The organism is Halomonas dongshanensis (assembly GCF_024790395.1).
Lineage (GTDB): Bacteria > Pseudomonadota > Gammaproteobacteria > Pseudomonadales > Halomonadaceae > Vreelandella > Vreelandella dongshanensis.
Window position 1 is genome coordinate 144,198 of record NZ_JAJISC010000007.1, and the last position, 17,450, is coordinate 161,647.

Genomic DNA, 17,450 nt, shown 5'->3' on the forward strand with positions numbered 1-17,450 from the left:
TGTTTTTAATTTTAAAGTCAACCACGGGCCTGTCTATTTAGCATCACGCCATCGTGGCGTAGAGCGTCTCTGCCTATCGCCCTGCGGCATTAGACCTTTGCCTTATTGGGTGAGCATGAGAAAATCGCCGCGTTTTCATTCTCACTCCTTCACTCTTTTACCGTTAGGAACCACCTTACATGACCGCCCAGCTCATCGATGGCAAGGCCATTGCCGCTCAGGTTCGCCAACGCGTTGCGACGAAGATAGCCTCGCGCCTAGAAAACGGCCTGCGCGCACCGGGACTCGCCGTGGTAATCGTGGGCCAGGACCCCGCCTCGCACGTCTATGTCAGCAACAAGCACCGCGCCTGCGAGCAGGCGGGCATTCTCTCGTTCCAGCACCAACTACCGGCCACCACGAGCCAAGCCGATCTCGAAGCGCTGGTCGACCAGCTCAACCAGGACCCCAGCGTCGATGGCATTCTGGTTCAGCTACCGCTGCCCGATCATCTCGATGCCCGCCCGATTCTCGAACGCATCCTGCCCAATAAGGACGTGGATGGCTTTCACCCCTACAACCTTGGTCGGCTGGCTCAGCGCTTGCCTGCCCTGCGCCCCTGCACGCCGAAAGGCATCATGACCCTACTCGAGCAGAGCGGGCTCAACGTACGCGGGCTGGACGCTACCATCATCGGGGCGTCGAACATCGTTGGCCGCCCCATGGCGCTCGAGCTGATGTTAGCGGGCTGCACGACCACGGTGTGCCACCGTTTCACGCAGGATCTCGAAGCCCACGTGCGGCGCGCGGATCTCGTCGTGGCGGCCGTAGGCAAGCCACACTTCATCCCCGGCGAGTGGATCAAACGGGGCGCCATCGTTATCGATGTAGGCATCAACCGTCTGGAGGATGGGCGTCTCGTAGGTGACGTCGACTTTGCCGCCGCCTCCACGCTAGCAAGTCATATCACCCCCGTTCCCGGCGGCGTTGGCCCGATGACGGTCGCCACCCTGCTCGAAAACACGCTGCAAGCCGCCGAGCAGCACGACGCCGCCGCTCGCTCAGAAGGAGCCGCCTCATGAAGCGTATCGGTATCATTGGCGCCATGGCGCAAGAGGTAAAGATTCTGGCAGGCCAGCTGGAGAACGCTGAGCGTATCGAGCATGCGGGCTTCGTCTTTCATACCGGCACCCGCTATGGCCTGGAGATCATCGTACTGCAGTCGGGCATCGGCAAGGTCAACGCGGCGGTAGGCACCGCCATCTTGCTCGAACGCCACCAACCGGACGTGGTGATCAATACTGGCTCCGCCGGTGGCTTTGCGGCTGATCTGGCCATTGGCGATATCATCGTATCGGACGAAGTGCGCCACCACGACGTGGACGCCGTGGTATTCGGCTACGAAATGGGCCAGGTACCCGGCATGCCTGCCGCCTACACCGCCGACCCAGCGCTTCGCGCGCTAGCACGCGAAGCCATTGACGAGCTTGGCGAAGTGCGCGTACGCGAAGGGCTCATCGCCACTGGCGATGCCTTCATGGCCGACCCGGTTCGCGTCGAGGCCACGCGCCAGCAGTTTCCTGCCATGCTAGCGGTGGAGATGGAAGCAGCGGCCATCGCCCAAACCTGTCACCTCTATCAGTGCCCTTTCGTCGTCGTCAGAGCACTTTCGGACATTCCCGGTAGCGGCGACAACCATCTCTCCTTCGAGCAGTTTCTCGACATCGCCGCCGACCACTCCTCGCGCATGGTCGACGTGATGCTAAAACGGATCAGTCAGCGCTAACGTTTTAGGCGTCTAGATCGCGACACTTCCAGCCGATGGTCTCACCCGCCAATAGCGGTACGATGGTCTGACCATCGGCATAGGGGAAGCTCTTCGGCATGGTCCACGTTGAGCGCTCGAGCCGCACGCGGTCGGCATTGGGCGCCAAGCCATAGAAACGTGGGCCATTGAGACTGGCGAACCCTTCCAGGCGATCAAGCGCACCCACTTGATCGAAAGCCGTGGCATAGAGCTCGATGGCCGCTGGCGCCGTATAGGCACCGGCGCAACCACAGCTCGACTCCTTGTCGCCCTTGGCATGGGGCGCACTATCGGTGCCGAGAAAGAATTTGTGGCTCCCCGAGGTCGCCGCTTCGAGCAGCGCTTCGCGATGGCGTTCGCGCTTCAAGATTGGCAGGCAGTAGTAGTGCGGACGAATTCCCCCCACCAGCATCTTGTTACGGTTATAGAGCAAATGATGCGCGGTGATGGTTGCGCCGATGGTATCCGGCGCCGAAGCGACGAACGCTGCAGCATCTGCAGTGGTGATGTGCTCGAAAACCACCTTCAAGGTGGGGTGGCGTTCGAGCAGCGGCTTCATTACTCGCTCGATGAATACTGCCTCGCGGTCGAAGATATCGATCTCCGGCGTCGTCACCTCACCGTGTACCAGCAGCGGCATGCCCAAACGCGCCAACATGGCAATACTCGCATCACAGTGAGCAAGATCGGTCACGCCCGAGGCCGAATTGGTCGTCGCCCCGGCCGGATAAAGCTTAACTGCTTTTACCAAACCGCTCTGCACGGCGCGCTCGATCTCATCGGGCGTGGTGGTATCGGTAAGATAGAGCGTCATTAGCGGCTCGAAGCGGCTGCCTTCGGGCAGTGCGGCGAGGATGCGATCACGATATTCCAGAGCAAGCGCGGTGGTAGTGACCGGCGGGGTCAGATTGGGCATGATGATCGCCCGGCCCATTTGGGCAGCCGTATGAGCAACTACGGCGTTAAGCGCCGCACCATCGCGCAGGTGTAGATGCCAGTCGTCGGGGCGAGTCAGGGTTATAGCGTCCACGGCACATCCTATCGGGATAATTTTTAATCGTTGAAAGCGGCTGGGCAAGCGGCGACCCCACCTACCCAGGTAAGGAGCGGCGCCTAGTATACCCAATCACGCCGAGGCTTGAATCACGCCTGCTTGCGACATCCCCCACAGCGAGGCGCAAGTGGCGTATGATGCCCTCTTCAAGATACGCCTGAGTAAGAGCACCATTGCATGCAAAGAGTGAGACGCTACGCCGACGTGATCGCAAGCCTCGAGGGTCTGGCCTGGCTGGGGCTGGCCTGGTCGATCACCCTGTCGCTACACCGTGGCAGCACCGAACCCACCCTCGCCTGGCTATTCATTATTGGCGCCATGATTTTCTTCGCCTGGGCGCATCGTCCCATGCGCCTTTTGCTACGCCGGTATCACGTGCGTAAACGGCGCACCGATATGTGGATTCATTTGCTTGCTCTGCCGCTACTGCTCGCGATGATTCTGCATATCGCCATCGAGACGGTGTTAGGTAGCGCCTGGCTGCCCTCGAAGGTGCTGCTGTTCAATCTCTTTGCCAGCGCTGGCTGGCTCACCTACGTCATGACACTGGCGATCAAGTCGGTCATTCACGGCCTCAAACAGCCGGCCACGCGGTAATCTGCCATGCAAAACGCCCTTCCGCTTCCGCTCTCGACGCCCAACCGCAACTTGGTGCGCCTGACCATCGTTCGCGGCATCACCTGGACGGGCTTTTTGCTGCTGATCGTCGTCGGTATCAAGCTCCTCGATTTCAAGTTACCGGTGGCCGAAATCTTCGGTGTGGTCGGTGCCATGGGCGTGCTCAACATTGCCACCTGGTGGCGCCTGGGCCGCCCCAGGGCCGTGGATCACACTGAATATTTGCTCCATCTTTTGGCCGATGTCGCTGGCCTCAGCCTGCTGTTCTACTTTTCCGGCGGCTCGACCAACCCTTTCATCAACTACTACTTGGTACCGATCACCATTGCCGCTGCCACCCTACCCTGGCGCCACGCCTGGACCATCGCCGGCTGCGCCATGGCGGGCTACACCTTCTTGATGTTCTTCTACTATCCAGTAGCCCAGCTGGGCCACGTACATAGCGGCACGCCCTTGAGCCTTCACGTACTGGGTATGTGGTTGAATTTTGGCCTTTCGGCGGGGCTTGTGACCTTTTTCATCTACAAAATGGCGCATGCGTTGCGCAGTCGTGATCAGGCGCTTTCGCGCACCCGTGAAGGCGCGCTACGTAACGAGCAGGTGCTGGCGGTGGCAACGCAGGCGGCAGGCACGGCTCACGAGCTGGGTACGCCACTCTCGACGATGGCCGTGTTGCTTAAGGATATGCAGCACGACACCTCGGCCAGCACCCTGCTTAAAGAGGACATCACCCTACTGCGCCAGCAGGTGGATTTGTGCAAATCTCACCTACAGCGCTTGGTCAGCAATGCCGATCGGCGGCGGATGGCCGAGCCAGAAATTCGCGACGCCGAAGCCTGGCTCGATGACGTGGTACAGCGCTGGCTGGTGATTCGCCCAGACGTGAGCCATACCCTCGATGTCGTCGAGCGGCGTGGCCGCCCCTGGATTGCCGTCGACGCCACCCTCGATCAGGCGCTGACCAACTTGCTCAATAACGCCGCCGATGCCAATCCCGAACAGATCGCCATTCACTTGGAGTGGCAAGAAGAGAGCGTGGTCATCGATATCCGCGATCACGGCCCAGGCATCGCCCTGTCGATTGCCGACCAGTTGGGAGACACCTTCGTGTCTACCAAGAGCAAAGGCATGGGGATCGGGCTCTTTCTCACCCACGCAACGATCAACCGCTTCGGTGGCGGGGTGAGTCTGTACAACCACCCCGAAGGTGGCACCCTGACCGAGGTAACGCTACCCCGCGCCACGGCGCCGTGAGCTCACGGGGGTGAGGTCAGAGGTGGAACAAGCGTTTAGAGTCATTACCGTATTTGCTTGAAAGAGGTCACCATGGAAAACGCGCAACGCCTGCTGATCGTCGACGACGACGAAATGTTCTGCCATGTGCTTAGCCGCGCCCTGACGCGGCGTGGGTTCGACGTCAGCGTCGCCCACGACGCCGAACAAGCCCTGGCCCTGGCAGCCTCGTCGAAGCCTGCACTGGCCACGCTCGATCTCAAACTCGAACACAGCTCCGGTCTCAAACTGCTACCCGAACTCTTGGACGTAGTTCCCGACTGCCGCGTCATCGTGCTCACCGGCTATTCGAGCATCGCCACGGCAGTGGAGGCGATCAAACTCGGCGCGGTCAACTACCTGTGCAAGCCGGTCGATGCCGACGACGTCATGGCCGCCTTCGAGCACCAGGAAGCCGACCCTAATATCGAAGTTGCCGATAACCCACCCTCGATCAATCGCATCACCTGGGAGCACATCCAAAAAGTGCTGCAAGAGCACGATGGCAACATCTCCGCGACCGCGCGTGCACTCGGCATGCACCGCCGTACCCTTCAGCGCAAGCTGCAAAAACGCCCGGTACGACGCTAAGCCGACTTAGTGCGCTGTCCAACCCAGATCGATGTTAAAGCTCGATCCAGTGACCGCCCCGGCGGCATCGGAGATGAGATAGGCGACTAGCACGGCGACCTCTTCGGGATCGATCAAGCGTTTGATGGCGGCATTTTTGAGCATCACCTTCTCGATGACCTCTTGCTCGTCCATGTGATTGAGCTTGGCTTGATCTGCAATTTGGTTCTCGACCAGCGGCGTTTTGACGTAGGCAGGACAGATCGCGTTAGCGGTGATGCCCTGCTCGCCGCCTTCGAGGGCAGCGGTTTTGGTCAGCCCGATCAAGCCATGTTTGGCGCTGATGTAGGCGGCCTTACCTGGAGAGGCCACCTGAGCATGAATGGAGGCGATATTGACGATACGCCCCCAGCCCCGCTTACGCATGTGAGGCCAAGCGGCTTGGGTAAGCAAAAAAGGCGCCGTAAGCATCAAGTCGATGATTTGGCGCCACTTCGCTTCGGGGAAGGCTTCGATGGACTCGACGTGTTGAATACCGGCGTTATTGATCAAGATATCTACGCCGCCAAAGCGTTTGACCGCTTCATCGATGGCACCACGGCAGCTTTCCGCGTCGCTCAGATCGGCTTGGTAAAACGCTGCGCCAGCCGCCTCAGCTACTTCTTTGCCTTTGGCATTGAAGTCGACGGCCAGCACCTGATGCCCTTGCGCACAGAGCCCCTTGACCACCGCCGCACCGATACCGCTGCTGGTCCCCGTGACCACGGCAATGCGCGGAGTGTTATCGCTTGCATGTGACATACGCCTCTCCATATCGAGTTATCGAATACCGCTGCCTGTCAGCATAGCCGTCGCGCACGGGTGGCGCTCGCAAAAGCGGACGTGTAAAGACGGCATTGGTCAACGCTGCCCGTCTGCGTCACAATGCCGCCATCGCCGCTTTTATCACTATCGAGGAGTACGTTGACTATGTTCGTCGTCATCTATGGTCGCATGAGCTGCCCCTTCTGCGTTCGCGCCAAGCATCTGGCCGAGCAGTTGGAGCAGGCCGACAAGATCGAGGGCTATCGCTACATCGATATGCCAAGCGAAGGCGTCACCAAAGAGGACATTGCCAAGACCGCTGGCAAGCCGGTTCACACCGTCCCCCAGGTATTTATCGACCAGCAGCATATCGGCGGCTTTACTGAGTTCGCCCAGTACGTTCGCGCCAATGGCTTACTCTAAGCGCCCAAAAGACTCACTTGATGGCCCACTTCATTGAACGCCTCGCTCCTTCGCTTGCCTATAGTCACGAATAACGCCATAAAGTAAGTGTCTAGCCTGTAGGAATGGCTTGCTTTGAATAACAACCACAATACGTCCATCGACCGTAGCGGCCTTCGGGCTGGCGAGGAGGAGACGATGCAACGCGAAGAGTTCGTCCAGCAGCTGTGGCTGGATTACGTTCATACCTACCCGGATATAGGTGCCCTACCGCTATGGCCTGCCGATGCGCGCGTGGACTACCTCGCGCTGGTCACATTCGATCAAGGCCCCTTCGCAACGCAAGCGCTGTTACCCAAGCTTGGCCATATGGGGTATCGACTACGCCACCAGCAAGACGACATCGAAACCGGCTGTCGACTCACCGCGCTGTCACCGCCCGGCAACGAGGCGTGGCTCGTGCTGATCGAGTTAAACACCAAAGCGTTGCAGGACGATGCCGATATCGCCCTGCTTGAACTGGTCAACCAGGCGCATCCGCAGGATTGTAAAGGCCATAACCTACTATGCCGTGGCCGTCCCTGGCCCATGCCCTCCTGGGAGCGCTATCTCACGCTCAGTGAAGCGCACCCGCTGGCGGGATGGCTTGCGATCATGGGGCCACGCATCCACCACGCCGGGTTCGACTGTCGCGCGCTGGGTAGCCCGCTCGATGCTCTCGATAGCGCCTTTCAGGCCACGGGAATGGAGAGTCTCGACGGCAGCGCCCATGGCCTTTTCCCCTCCCACCCCGCGCTCGTCTCACGCTTTTATCCTACCCTAGGGCAAAAGGTGGTCTTCGGGCACGGTGACGAGCACCGCCTCTGCCTGGGTGGCCTGGGCGTCAATCAGGTCTGCGCCAGCGATCGGCGCCGCAGCGTCGAGGTCATGTGGGCCGCCTAAGCGCATAAACCACCATCTCGAAGCGATTATCTCGTAAAGACAAAAAAGCCGAGCCCACCTGGGCTCGGCTTTTTGCAGGTTTTGGGGATGCTCATCGACGGCAGCAAGTGCGTTTAGGCGTCGAAGGTCATCTCGGGCACGTGGTCGGGTACGATCAGTTTGCCTGCCGTTTTCTCTTTGATCTCCTCGACGCTGACGCCCGGCGCGCGCTCCTTGAGAATGAAGGCGCCATCTTTGATCTCAAGATACGCCAAATCGGTCAAGACTCGGTTGATGCAGCCCGCCCCCGTCAATGGCAATTCGCACTTTTCCAACAGCTTCGACTCGCCGTGTTTGGAGGCGTGGGTCATGGTGCAGATGATGTTCTCGGCACCAGCCACCAGATCCATGGCGCCGCCCATGCCCTTGATCAATTTACCGGGAATCATCCAGGAGGCGATATTGCCATACTGATCCACCTCAAAGGCGCCAAGGACGGTAAGGTCCACGTGGCCGCCGCGGATCATGGCGAACGACTCCGCCGAGGAGAAAATCGCCGCCCCTGGCCGCGCGGTAACCGTCTGCTTACCCGCATTGATCATGTCAGGGTCGAGTTCCTCTTCGGTAGGAAAACGCCCCATGCCGAGCAGACCGTTTTCGGACTGCAGCATGACGTCGATACCGTCGGGAATGTAATTAGCCACCAAGGTCGGAATGCCGATACCGAGGTTGACATAGAAGCCGTCTTCGAGCTCGCGCGCTACGCGCTGCGCCATTTGTTCGCGGGTCAGTGCCATGGTACGTGCCTCTGTTCGATACGAGTACGGGTAACGTGTTAGGAGTAACGTCAAATCAACAGTACGAAAAGCAGCAGCGCCTTATCCACCGTGTACGGTGCGCTTTTCGATACGCTTCTCGAAGCTTCCCTGAATGATGCGGTCGACGTAGATGCCCGGCGTATGAATCTCGCTCGGCGCAAGCTCACCCGGCTCGACGATCTCCTCAACCTCGACGACGGTGATCTTGCCCGCCGTGGCGGCCAAGGGGTTGAAGTTCTGCGCCGTATGGCGATAGACCACGTTACCGTAGCGATCGGCTTTCCAGCCTTTGATGATGGCGAAGTCGCCAGTGAAGGCCTCTTCCAAGATGTAGTGACGGCCGTTGAACTCGCGTACCTCCTTCCCTTCGCCAATGGGCGTGCCATAGCCGGTAGCGGTATAGAAGGCGGGAATGCCTGCGCCCCCTGCGCGCATCTTCTCGGCGAGCGTGCCTTGGGGGGTCAGAATCACCTCGATTTCGTCGTTGAGCATCTGCTGTTCGAACAGGGCATTTTCGCCGACATAAGAGGCGTAGATACGGCTTACCTGCTTGTCCTCGAGCAATAGCCCTAAGCCAAACCCATCGACGCCACAGTTATTGGAAATGAGCGTCAGATCCATCACTTGGCGCCGTTTGATTTCGGCGATCAGGTTCTCGGGAATGCCGCAGAGCCCGAAGCCACCAGCGATCACGGTCATACCGCTCTCGATACCGTCCATTGCCTCTTCATAGGAAGAAACGCGTTTGTCGAATCCTGCCATGTCGAACCTCGCTTTTTTAGTAAGCCGGCCACCGATGATCGCGCCATCGGCCTCTTGTTAAGCTAGCAGGGTGTCGCCCGCTTGCGGATAAATTTATCCCTACCGCCACGACCTTGGCCTGCCATGTCGCTCCAATTACCCACTATCCTGTGATAAAACTACGCGGCTGAAAATACGCCCTAAGGACAACGCCATGCCAATCATCAAAGGAGTCGTCAGTTGCCTGCTGCTGGTCCTAAGTACACTTTTTTGGGGCGTACCGCTCATACTGCTCACGCTGGCCAAACTCCTAACGCCGAGCCAGCGCGGCCGCCAGTGGCTGCTGCTGCGCCTCAACCGTGTGGCACTTAACTGGATAGGCGCTAACCTATGGTGGATGAAGCGCTGGCTACGCCCACGTTTGGATGCCGAGGTGCCCGAGCAGTTGAGCACCGACCAGTGGTGGCTGGTGATTTCCAACCATCGCAGCTGGACGGATATCTTCATGCTGCTGATGGTGTTTCATCGGCGCATCCCCATGCCACGCTTTTTCATCAAGCGCCAACTGGTGTGGATCCCCATCGTTGGACTCGCCTTTTGGGCGTTGGAATTTCCGCTGATGCGGCGTTTTAGTCGCGAACAGATCGCTACCAACCCTAAACTTGCCTCGATCGACCGCGAGTCGACCGAGCGGATGTGCCGACGTGCGCGCACCTCACCCATTGCGATCTTCAATTTCGTCGAAGGCACGCGCTTCACTCCGGCCAAACGCAGCGCTCAAGGTAGCCCCTATGGGTATCTATTACGCCCTAAAAGCGGCGGCGTGGCGCAGGTGATTAGCCTGCTAGGCAGCCAGTTAGATGGTATTCTTGACGTCACGCTCAGCTACGCCAATCCCAAGCCCAGCTTCTGGGGATTTCTTTGCGGCAAGGAGCAGGCCATTCTTCTGCGCGCACGCAAACTCGAGGTGCCCGCCTGGATGCTCGAGGCCAACTACCACGAAAAAGCGCAGCACAAGGAACGCTTCCATTCATGGATCAACTCTCTTTGGCAGGAAAAGGACGCCCAACTGGAGCGTCTCTCGTCGCACGACTGAGCGCCTCGCGCGATAGCCGTATGAAAAGCCGCACGAGGACGCCCCGCACGAACCTGAGCAAATGGGCGGGGCTCTGCATGATCATGCTGGCGCTGTCAGGCTGTGCGGGGTCGCCCGCCACGTCGAATCGGGTGGCGCCACCAGAAAACGCCCAGGTGGGCGGCAACTGGATTCAGGTCCAGCGCGGTGACACCCTAGGCCAACTGGCACAGCGCGCCAATGTACCTATCGAGCGACTACAGCGCTTCAACCCTGGCGTCGATGCCAGCCGGCTGGCCGTGGGACAGCGTTTATTGATGCCCACACAGCAGGAGCGCGCGCCTTCGGGTGGCCCCTACCGCTACCAAATTCGCGCGGGAGACACCTACTCCGGTATCGCCCGCCATTTCGGTACCACCAGCGGACGCATCCAGAGCGCCAACCCCGGCGTATCGGCAACGGCGCTGCGTATTGGCCAGGTCATTAGCGTGCCCATTGGTTCCGCCTCGGCGTCGGCATCAAGGGCAAGCTCAGCGGCCACGGCCTCACGCAATACCGCAGCCAGCGCGCCCAGTGCGCCTGCGCGTAGCCAATCACTGCCCGCCTCGGCTCGCCGCTGGCCCTGGCCGCTCGACGACTACCGCGTAGTCCGCAGCTTTGGCGCCGATAGCCACGGCACCTTGCAGCCGATGCTGTTGGCCACTCAAACGGGCGCGCGGGCCAAGGCGGTCGCCGCCGGGGAAGTCCGCTTTGCCAGCAGCATGCGCCAACTAGGTCAGGTGGTCATCGTCCACCACCCGGATAACCTGCAATCGGTCTACGCGCTGTGCGAGCGACTGTTGGTAAAGGTAGGCGATAACGTGACGCCGGGGCAGGAGCTATGCGTGGTGGGTCAGAACAGCGACACCCAGCGCCACGATCTGCTTTTCGACCTGCGTCAGGCCGGTAAGCCAGTCGATCCACGCCAGGTGTTGCGCTAGGGATGATCTGCTAGCAGTTAGTGATAGCGCCGTTTAACCACGATAGTAATTGGCCGCCACGAAAGGCGTGGCGGTCACGGTCATGGGGAGCGCTTTGCCGCGCACCACGGCAAAGACGCTGCTCCCCGGCGCCTCGTACGCGCGCTCGACGTAGCCCATGGCCACGGGCTTGCCTAAGCTTGGCCCAAAACCGCCCGAGGTAACCTGACCAATCACCTTGCCATCGGCATCGGTGAGCTCGGCGCCTTCGCGTACGGGGGCACGGCCCTCGGCGACGAGGCCTACCCGCTTGCGCCCGTGATCCTTGGCATCGATCTGGTGCAAAATGAGATCGGCGCCGGGAAAGCCCCCCGCACGTTCGCCGCCGTGACGGCGAGGCTTGGCGATAGCCCAGATCAATCCTGCTTCTACGGGCGTCGTCGTTTCGTCCATATCGTGGCCGTAAAGACACAGGCCCGCTTCCAGACGCAACGAGTCACGCGCGCCAAGGCCAATCGCCTCCACTTCAGGCTCGCCCAGCAGCAGACGTGCCACGGCCTCGGTCTGCTCGGCGGGAATCGAAATTTCGAAGCCGTCCTCACCGGTGTAGCCGCTACGGCTTACCCACACTTCGACGCCTCCCAGGGTAAAGCGCCCATGCTGCATGAAGATCAATTCGCAGGCGTCTGGGCAGTGGCGCGCCATCACCTCGGCCGCCTTCGGCCCCTGCAGGGCCAAAAGCCCACGCTCCAGCACGTCGATCTCGTGGGTATTGCCCAGGTTGACGCGCAGATGCGCCAAATCCTGCTCCTTGCACGCCGCGTTGACCACGAGATAGAAGTGATCACCGGCGTTGACCAGCATCAGATCATCCAGAATACCGCTCTCGGTACCGGTGAAGAGACCATAGCGCTGACCGCCCACGGGTAGGCCGAGCAGATCGGCCGGGATGAGCGTCTCCAACGCCTCGGCAACGTCCGCGCCTGACACACTGATTTGTCCCATATGAGAGACATCGAACAAGCCGCACTGGGCACGGGTGTGCTCGTGCTCTTTTTTGACCCCCAGCGGATACTGCACTGGCATGTCATAGCCGGCAAAAGGCACCATCTTAGCGTCCAGCTCCTGGTGCAGTGCGTGAAGCGGCGTGTGTTTGAGATCCGTCATGCTGAGCTCCTTGTCCTTGAAAGCATGTGCCTGCGCATCGAAACGCAGCGAAAAAAACGGGAAGCCACCCTGGGTGCCTTCCCGGCATTGGCAAGCACCGAGCACTTGCATTCGATGCCGCTAACGTTTAAACGCTCGGTTATTTATCGTTGCCCGGCTGATCATGGTCGAGCTCTTCGCCCGGCAGCACGTCTTTACCGTTGAAGTAGTCCCGCGCCAGCTTGAACACTACCGGCGACAGCAGCGCCAGAGCGATCAGGTTCGGAATCGCCATCATGGCGTTGAAGGTATCTGCCATCAGCCAGATAAAGCCGAGCTGGGCAATCGCACCCAGCGGGATCGCCAGCACGAAGATGACCCGGTAGAGCATGATCGAGCGAGTGCCGAAGAGGAACTGGAAGCACTTCTCGCCGTAGAACGACCAGCCCAAAATGGTGGTAAAAGCAAAGATGGCCAGCGCCACCGCCACGATCTGATTACCAAAGCCTGGCAGCGCCGCATCGAAGGAGAGCGCGGTGAGCGAAGCACCTTGCTCCCCCTGCACCCAGATATCCGAGGTGAGAATCACCAGTGCGGTGATAGTGCAGACCATGATGGTATCGATAAAGGTACCCAGCATGGCGATCAGCCCTTGGCGCACCGGATTTTTGGTGCGCGCTGCGGCGTGAGCGATTGGCGCGCTGCCCAGTCCCGCCTCGTTGGAGAAGATACCCCGTGCCACGCCGAAGCGGATGGCGGCCATCACGGCAGCGCCAGCAAAGCCACCGGCCGCAGCAATGGGGTTAAAGGCGTAGTAGAAGATCAGGCGGAAGGCTTCGCCGATTTGGTCGGCGTTGATGACCAGTACGATGAGACCGGCCAGGATATAGGCCACGCCCATTAGCGGCACGAGCTTACCCGCCACCTTGGCGATACGCTTGATGCCACCCAAAATGACCGCTCCGGCCAGCACCATGATGACCACGCCGGTCAACCAATGTGGTACACCGAAGGTCGACTCCATGGCATCCGCCACCGAGTTCGACTGTACGGTGTTGCCGATCCCGAAGGCCGCGACCGCGCCGAAGAAGGCAAACAGTACCCCGAGCCACATCCACTTCTTGCCCAGGCCATTTTTGATGTAGAACATCGGCCCACCGACGTGAAAGCCGGTGCTATCGGTTTCCCGGTAGCGCACGGCAAGCACGGCTTCTGAGAACTTGGTCGCCATGCCCACCAAGGCGGTGATCCACATCCAGAACACCGCCCCTGGGCCGCCTAGGGCGATGGCGGTCGCCACACCGGCAATGTTGCCCGTACCAATGGTCGCTGAAAGCGCCGTCATGAGGGCGTTGAACGGGGAGATTTCACCTTCGTCGTCTTTTGTCGCGCTTTTGGCAACGTCTTGTTTGGGCTTGGGGTCTCGCCCTTGCCATAGCAAACTAAAGCCCATACCCAGCTTACGTACGGGCAGAAGCTTGAGCCCCACCTGCAGATAAATGCCCACGCCCAGCAGCAGTATCAACATCAAAGGGCCCCACACGACCCCATTGATGGCCTCCACGGCTCTCGTCAAAATGTCCACTATGCTGTCCTCGCCCTTCTTGCCTGCATTATTAGTGTCGCGTTCGGCATCTGCCGCAAGCGCTATCGTGGCCCCACATGGGCCTATGTAACGCTCTCTTTTTTACACCAACTGCGCCATTGGCATCTACGCTTTTATCCAGCGTGCAGAAGGAGCCGATGTCGCGGAAAAGAAACTTGTTTCCGATCGGAAACACGTTACCATAGCGCCATCTGTCGACGATGCAACCCTTTTCCGCCAGTCGTCATCGGCTGCGATACGCGTTAGTATGCTTTCGTCCAGACAACTGTTTCATATAGGAAAATACAATGAGCAACATTCCCGCGAATCTCCGTTACGCCGCAAGTCATGAGTGGGTACTCGATCATCAGGATGGCACGGTCAGCGTCGGCATCACCGACCACGCGCAAGAAGCGCTGGGCGATGTCGTGTTCGTCGAGCTGCCCGAGGTAGGTCGCACGCTCGAAAAGGGTGAAGAGTTCGGCGTCATCGAATCGGTCAAAGCTGCTTCTGATCTTTACGCTCCCGTTGCAGGGGAAGTCATCGCCGTCAACGACGCACTCGAAGACGCTCCTGAAACGGTCAACGACGCGCCCTACGAAGGCGGCTGGATCATGAAGATACGCTTGGCCGATAGCGCCATCGACGGCCTCCTCGATGCTGACGGCTACAAAGCTGCGATCAGCAGCGACGCCTAACTGCACGATACGAGCCTGCCCTGTGGCAGGCTTTTTTTCACCGTGGCACCTGCCTGGGTTCACTTCACCGTCTGGAAGCTCCCTCATGTCCTTTGAAACCACTCGCCTGGCCGAACTGGCCGATCACGACGCCTTCATCAAGCGCCACAACGGCCCAAGTAGCGACGATATGGCGCGCATGCTCGACGTTTTAGATACCCCGAGCATCGAAGCGCTGATCGACAAGACGGTGCCCAGCGACATTCGCCTAGGGCGAGAGCTCGATCTGGACGCTCCGCGTAGTGAAGCCGAAGCGCTGGAGTATTTGGGACATCTGGCACGCCAGAATCGCGTAGCCAAAAGCTACATTGGCCAGGGCTACTACGCCAACCACATGCCCGCCGTGATCCAGCGAAACGTGCTCGAAAACCCAGGTTGGTACACCGCCTACACGCCCTACCAGCCGGAAATCTCCCAGGGTCGCTTGGAAGGTCTGCTCAATTTCCAGCAGATGGTGATGGACCTCACCGGCATGGAGCTTGCCAACGCCTCGCTGCTCGATGAGGCGACCGCCGCCGCCGAAGCCATGGCGCTGTGCCAGCGCAGCAACAAAAAGCGCAAGAGTAAGACTTTCTTCGTCGCCGACGATGTCTTTCCTCAGACCCTCGACGTGGTCAAAACTCGCGCCGAATTTTTTGGCTTCGAGCTTATCGTTGCTCCCGCCGCGACGCTCGCCGAGCACGACGTCTTCGGTGCGCTGATCCAGTACCCCTCGGCCAGCGGTGAGCTACACGATCTCAAACACCTGATCACGCAAGCGGCCGAACGCGACATTATGACCTGCGTGGCGACCGATCTCTTGAGCTTGGTGCTGCTCAAAGAGCCGGGCGCTTTCGGCGCCGACATCGTCGTCGGTAACAGCCAGCGCTTTGGCGTGCCCATGGGCTTTGGCGGACCGCACGCGGCGTTTTTTGCCACCGCCGACAAGCTCAAGCGCTCGATGCCCGGGCGTATCATCGGCGTCTCTAAAGACAGCCGAGGTAACACCGCGCTACGCATGGCGATGCAGACCCGCGAGCAGCACATTCGCCGTGAGAAGGCGACCTCCAACATCTGTACCGCACAGGCGCTGCTGGCTAACATCGCCGGTTTCTACGCCACTTATCATGGCGCCGAGGGGCTACGCAAAATTGCCCATCGCGTTCACCGCCTGACCACGCTGCTGGCCACGGGCCTCAAACAGGCAGGCGTGGCGCTTGCCCACGACAGTTGGTTCGATACCCTGCGCCTGACCGGCGTCGATGCAGGCAAAATCCACGGTCGCGCCATGACCCATGACATCAATCTGCACTACTTCGCCGATGGCGACGTTGGCCTGAGTCTCGACGAGACCACCACCGCCGCCGACGTGGCGACGCTTTTTGACGTGCTATTGGGCAGTGAGCACGGCTTAGCCGTCGGCGTGCTCGACGAAGAGGTCATCGAGAAGAAACTGACGGGCATTCCAGCGGAGCTTACCCGCGAGAGCGATTTCCTCACCCACCCCACGTTCAACCGCTACCGCAGCGAAACCGAGATGCTGCGCTATCTCAAGCGCCTGGAGAACAAGGATTTGTCGCTGGCGCATGCGATGATTCCGCTAGGCTCCTGCACCATGAAGCTCAACGCCACCAGTGAGATGATTCCGATCTCCTGGCCCGCCTTCGCTCACCTGCACCCCTTCGCGCCACGCGATCAGGTCGCAGGCTACCAGCAGATGATCGACGAGCTCGCCGCCTTCCTGGTCGAAGTGACGGGCTACGATCATATCTCGATGCAGCCAAACTCCGGCGCCCAGGGCGAATACGCGGGCCTTCTCGCCATTCGTCGCTATCAGGCTGCCCAGGGCGAAGCGCATCGTAACGTCTGCTTGATTCCAAGCTCAGCGCACGGCACCAACCCGGCCACTGCTGCGATGCTGGGCATGCAGGTCGTGGTGGTGGAGTGCGACGCGCGCGGCAACGTCGATGTCGATGATTTGAGTGCCAAGGCGGCTAAACATAGCGATGCGCTCTCCGCGATCATGATCACCTACCCCTCTACCCACGGCGTGTTCGAAGCGCGGGTACGCGAAGTATGCGAGATCGTTCATCGTCACGGCGGCCAGGTGTATGTCGATGGTGCCAACATGAATGCCCAGGTCGGTCTCACGCGCCCTGGTGACTTCGGCGGCGACGTCTCACACCTGAACCTGCACAAGACCTTCTGCATTCCCCACGGCGGCGGCGGCCCCGGCATGGGCCCCATCGGCGTGAAGGCGCACCTGGCGCCCTTCGTGCCCAATCATAGCGTGACCCCGATTGCGGGCGTCGATGCTGCCAGCGGCGCAGTGGCTGCAGCAGCTTTCGGTAGCGCTTCGATCCTGCCGATCTCCTGGGCCTATATCAAGATGATGGGCGCGCGCGGGCTACGCGAAGCTACCCAATTGGCCATTCTCAATGCCAACTACATCGCCAAGCGTTTGGAAGATGCCTACCCGATTCTTTACCGCGGCGAAAACGGCACGGTAGCCCACGAGTGCATCATCGACGTGCGCCCGCTCAAAGCCGAGAGCGGTATCAGCGAAGAGGATATCGCCAAGCGTTTGATGGATTATGGTTTCCACGCGCCGACGATGTCCTTCCCGGTGCCGGGCACACTGATGATCGAGCCCACCGAGTCGGAATCACGCTACGAGATCGACCGCTTCTGCGATGCCATGCTGGCGATTCGTAAAGAGATCGATAGCGTCACTGCCGGTGAGTGGCCCGCCGATAACAACCCGCTGGTCAATGCACCGCACACCCAAGCGGACTTGGCCGATGATAACTGGGAGCGGCCGTATAGCCGTGAAGTAGGCGCCTTCCCCAGCGACGCGGTGAAGGCGGCGAAATATTGGCCGGCGGCCAACCGCGTGGATAACGTCTTCGGTGACCGCCAGTTGGTGTGCAGCTGCCCTAGTATCGACGCCTACCGCAGCTAATTCTTGAGAAGATGAGTCGTT

General features: G+C 60.0%; 17 protein-coding genes. 11 read left to right on the forward strand and 6 right to left on the reverse strand.

The window, feature by feature from the left end; genetic code table 11:
- Nucleotides 1-179: 179 nt before the first annotated feature.
- Together folD and mtnN are read left to right on the forward strand one after the other, a co-directional pair.
- The gene (gene folD / locus LLY24_RS15170) at nucleotides 180-1,061 is read left to right on the forward strand and encodes a bifunctional methylenetetrahydrofolate dehydrogenase/methenyltetrahydrofolate cyclohydrolase FolD (protein WP_259037138.1); all 882 of its coding nucleotides are present in this window, start codon (nucleotides 180-182) and stop codon (nucleotides 1,059-1,061) included.
- On the forward strand, nucleotides 1,058-1,765 hold the full coding sequence (gene mtnN / locus LLY24_RS15175) for a 5'-methylthioadenosine/S-adenosylhomocysteine nucleosidase (RefSeq protein ID WP_259037139.1): 708 nt from the start codon (nucleotides 1,058-1,060) through the stop codon (nucleotides 1,763-1,765). Before folD ends, mtnN begins: the two co-directional genes overlap by 4 nt.
- Nucleotides 1,766-1,769: 4 nt before the next feature.
- On the opposite strand, the gene pyrC is transcribed toward mtnN, so the two are convergent.
- Nucleotides 1,770-2,816 (reverse strand): dihydroorotase, encoded by a 1,047-nt coding sequence (gene pyrC / locus LLY24_RS15180; protein WP_259037140.1) that lies wholly within the window; start codon nucleotides 2,814-2,816, stop codon nucleotides 1,770-1,772.
- A gap of 201 nt (nucleotides 2,817-3,017) precedes the next feature.
- Here pyrC and LLY24_RS15185 point away from each other — a divergent pair, with 201 nt between their 5' ends.
- From LLY24_RS15185 to LLY24_RS15195, 3 genes are all read left to right on the forward strand, one after another.
- Complete coding sequence (locus LLY24_RS15185) at nucleotides 3,018-3,437, forward strand: hypothetical protein (RefSeq protein WP_259037141.1); 420 nt, start codon at nucleotides 3,018-3,020, stop codon at nucleotides 3,435-3,437.
- A gap of 6 nt (nucleotides 3,438-3,443) precedes the next feature.
- Nucleotides 3,444-4,712, forward strand: a complete 1,269-nt coding sequence (locus LLY24_RS15190) for an ATP-binding protein (RefSeq protein WP_259037142.1) — start codon at nucleotides 3,444-3,446, stop codon at nucleotides 4,710-4,712.
- 72 nt (nucleotides 4,713-4,784) lie between these two features.
- Nucleotides 4,785-5,321 (forward strand): response regulator transcription factor, encoded by a 537-nt coding sequence (locus LLY24_RS15195; protein WP_259037143.1) that lies wholly within the window; start codon nucleotides 4,785-4,787, stop codon nucleotides 5,319-5,321.
- 6 nt (nucleotides 5,322-5,327) lie between these two features.
- On the opposite strand, the gene LLY24_RS15200 is transcribed toward LLY24_RS15195, so the two are convergent.
- The gene (locus LLY24_RS15200; RefSeq protein ID WP_259037144.1) at nucleotides 5,328-6,101 is read right to left on the reverse strand and encodes a 3-hydroxybutyrate dehydrogenase; all 774 of its coding nucleotides are present in this window, start codon (nucleotides 6,099-6,101) and stop codon (nucleotides 5,328-5,330) included.
- Nucleotides 6,102-6,269: 168 nt separating this feature from the next.
- On the opposite strand from LLY24_RS15200, the gene LLY24_RS15205 reads away from it, so the two are divergent.
- Both LLY24_RS15205 and LLY24_RS15210 read left to right on the forward strand, forming a co-directional pair.
- The gene (locus LLY24_RS15205) at nucleotides 6,270-6,527 is read left to right on the forward strand and encodes a GrxA family glutaredoxin (protein ID WP_259037145.1); all 258 of its coding nucleotides are present in this window, start codon (nucleotides 6,270-6,272) and stop codon (nucleotides 6,525-6,527) included.
- Between the two features lie 177 nt (nucleotides 6,528-6,704).
- Nucleotides 6,705-7,448, forward strand: coding sequence for a VOC family protein (locus tag LLY24_RS15210; protein WP_259037146.1), 744 nt, complete (start codon nucleotides 6,705-6,707; stop codon nucleotides 7,446-7,448).
- A 113-nt stretch (nucleotides 7,449-7,561) separates the two neighbouring features.
- Here the strand turns inward: LLY24_RS15210 and LLY24_RS15215 are convergent, their stop codons facing one another.
- Both LLY24_RS15215 and LLY24_RS15220 read right to left on the reverse strand, forming a co-directional pair.
- Nucleotides 7,562-8,224, reverse strand: coding sequence for a CoA transferase subunit B (locus tag LLY24_RS15215; protein WP_259037147.1), 663 nt, complete (start codon nucleotides 8,222-8,224; stop codon nucleotides 7,562-7,564).
- Between the two features lie 81 nt (nucleotides 8,225-8,305).
- Complete coding sequence (locus LLY24_RS15220) at nucleotides 8,306-9,007, reverse strand: CoA transferase subunit A (RefSeq protein WP_259037148.1); 702 nt, start codon at nucleotides 9,005-9,007, stop codon at nucleotides 8,306-8,308.
- A gap of 193 nt (nucleotides 9,008-9,200) precedes the next feature.
- Between LLY24_RS15220 and LLY24_RS15225 the strand changes: the two genes are divergently transcribed.
- Nucleotides 9,201-10,082 carry a 1-acylglycerol-3-phosphate O-acyltransferase, YihG family gene (locus LLY24_RS15225; protein ID WP_259037149.1) on the forward strand — a complete coding sequence of 294 codons (882 nt, stop codon included), beginning with the start codon at nucleotides 9,201-9,203 and terminating at the stop codon, nucleotides 10,080-10,082.
- 170 nt (nucleotides 10,083-10,252) lie between these two features.
- Nucleotides 10,253-11,041 carry a LysM peptidoglycan-binding domain-containing protein gene (locus LLY24_RS15230; protein ID WP_259037226.1) on the forward strand — a complete coding sequence of 263 codons (789 nt, stop codon included), beginning with the start codon at nucleotides 10,253-10,255 and terminating at the stop codon, nucleotides 11,039-11,041.
- 33 nt (nucleotides 11,042-11,074) lie between these two features.
- Here the strand turns inward: LLY24_RS15230 and gcvT are convergent, their stop codons facing one another.
- Together gcvT and LLY24_RS15240 are read right to left on the reverse strand one after the other, a co-directional pair.
- Nucleotides 11,075-12,187 (reverse strand): glycine cleavage system aminomethyltransferase GcvT, encoded by a 1,113-nt coding sequence (gene gcvT, locus LLY24_RS15235; protein ID WP_259037150.1) that lies wholly within the window; start codon nucleotides 12,185-12,187, stop codon nucleotides 11,075-11,077.
- 139 nt (nucleotides 12,188-12,326) lie between these two features.
- Entirely contained in the window at nucleotides 12,327-13,694 is a 1,368-nt protein-coding gene (locus LLY24_RS15240; protein ID WP_267135366.1) for an alanine/glycine:cation symporter family protein, read from the reverse strand.
- Between the two features lie 365 nt (nucleotides 13,695-14,059).
- Between LLY24_RS15240 and gcvH the strand changes: the two genes are divergently transcribed.
- Nucleotides 14,060-14,449, forward strand: coding sequence for a glycine cleavage system protein GcvH (gene gcvH, locus LLY24_RS15245; RefSeq protein WP_259037152.1), 390 nt, complete (start codon nucleotides 14,060-14,062; stop codon nucleotides 14,447-14,449).
- Nucleotides 14,450-14,534: 85 nt separating this feature from the next.
- Nucleotides 14,535-17,429: an aminomethyl-transferring glycine dehydrogenase gene (gcvP, locus tag LLY24_RS15250; protein ID WP_259037153.1), complete on the forward strand. Its 2,895-nt coding sequence runs from the start codon at nucleotides 14,535-14,537 to the stop codon at nucleotides 17,427-17,429.
- The last annotated feature ends 21 nt before the right edge of the window (nucleotides 17,430-17,450 follow it).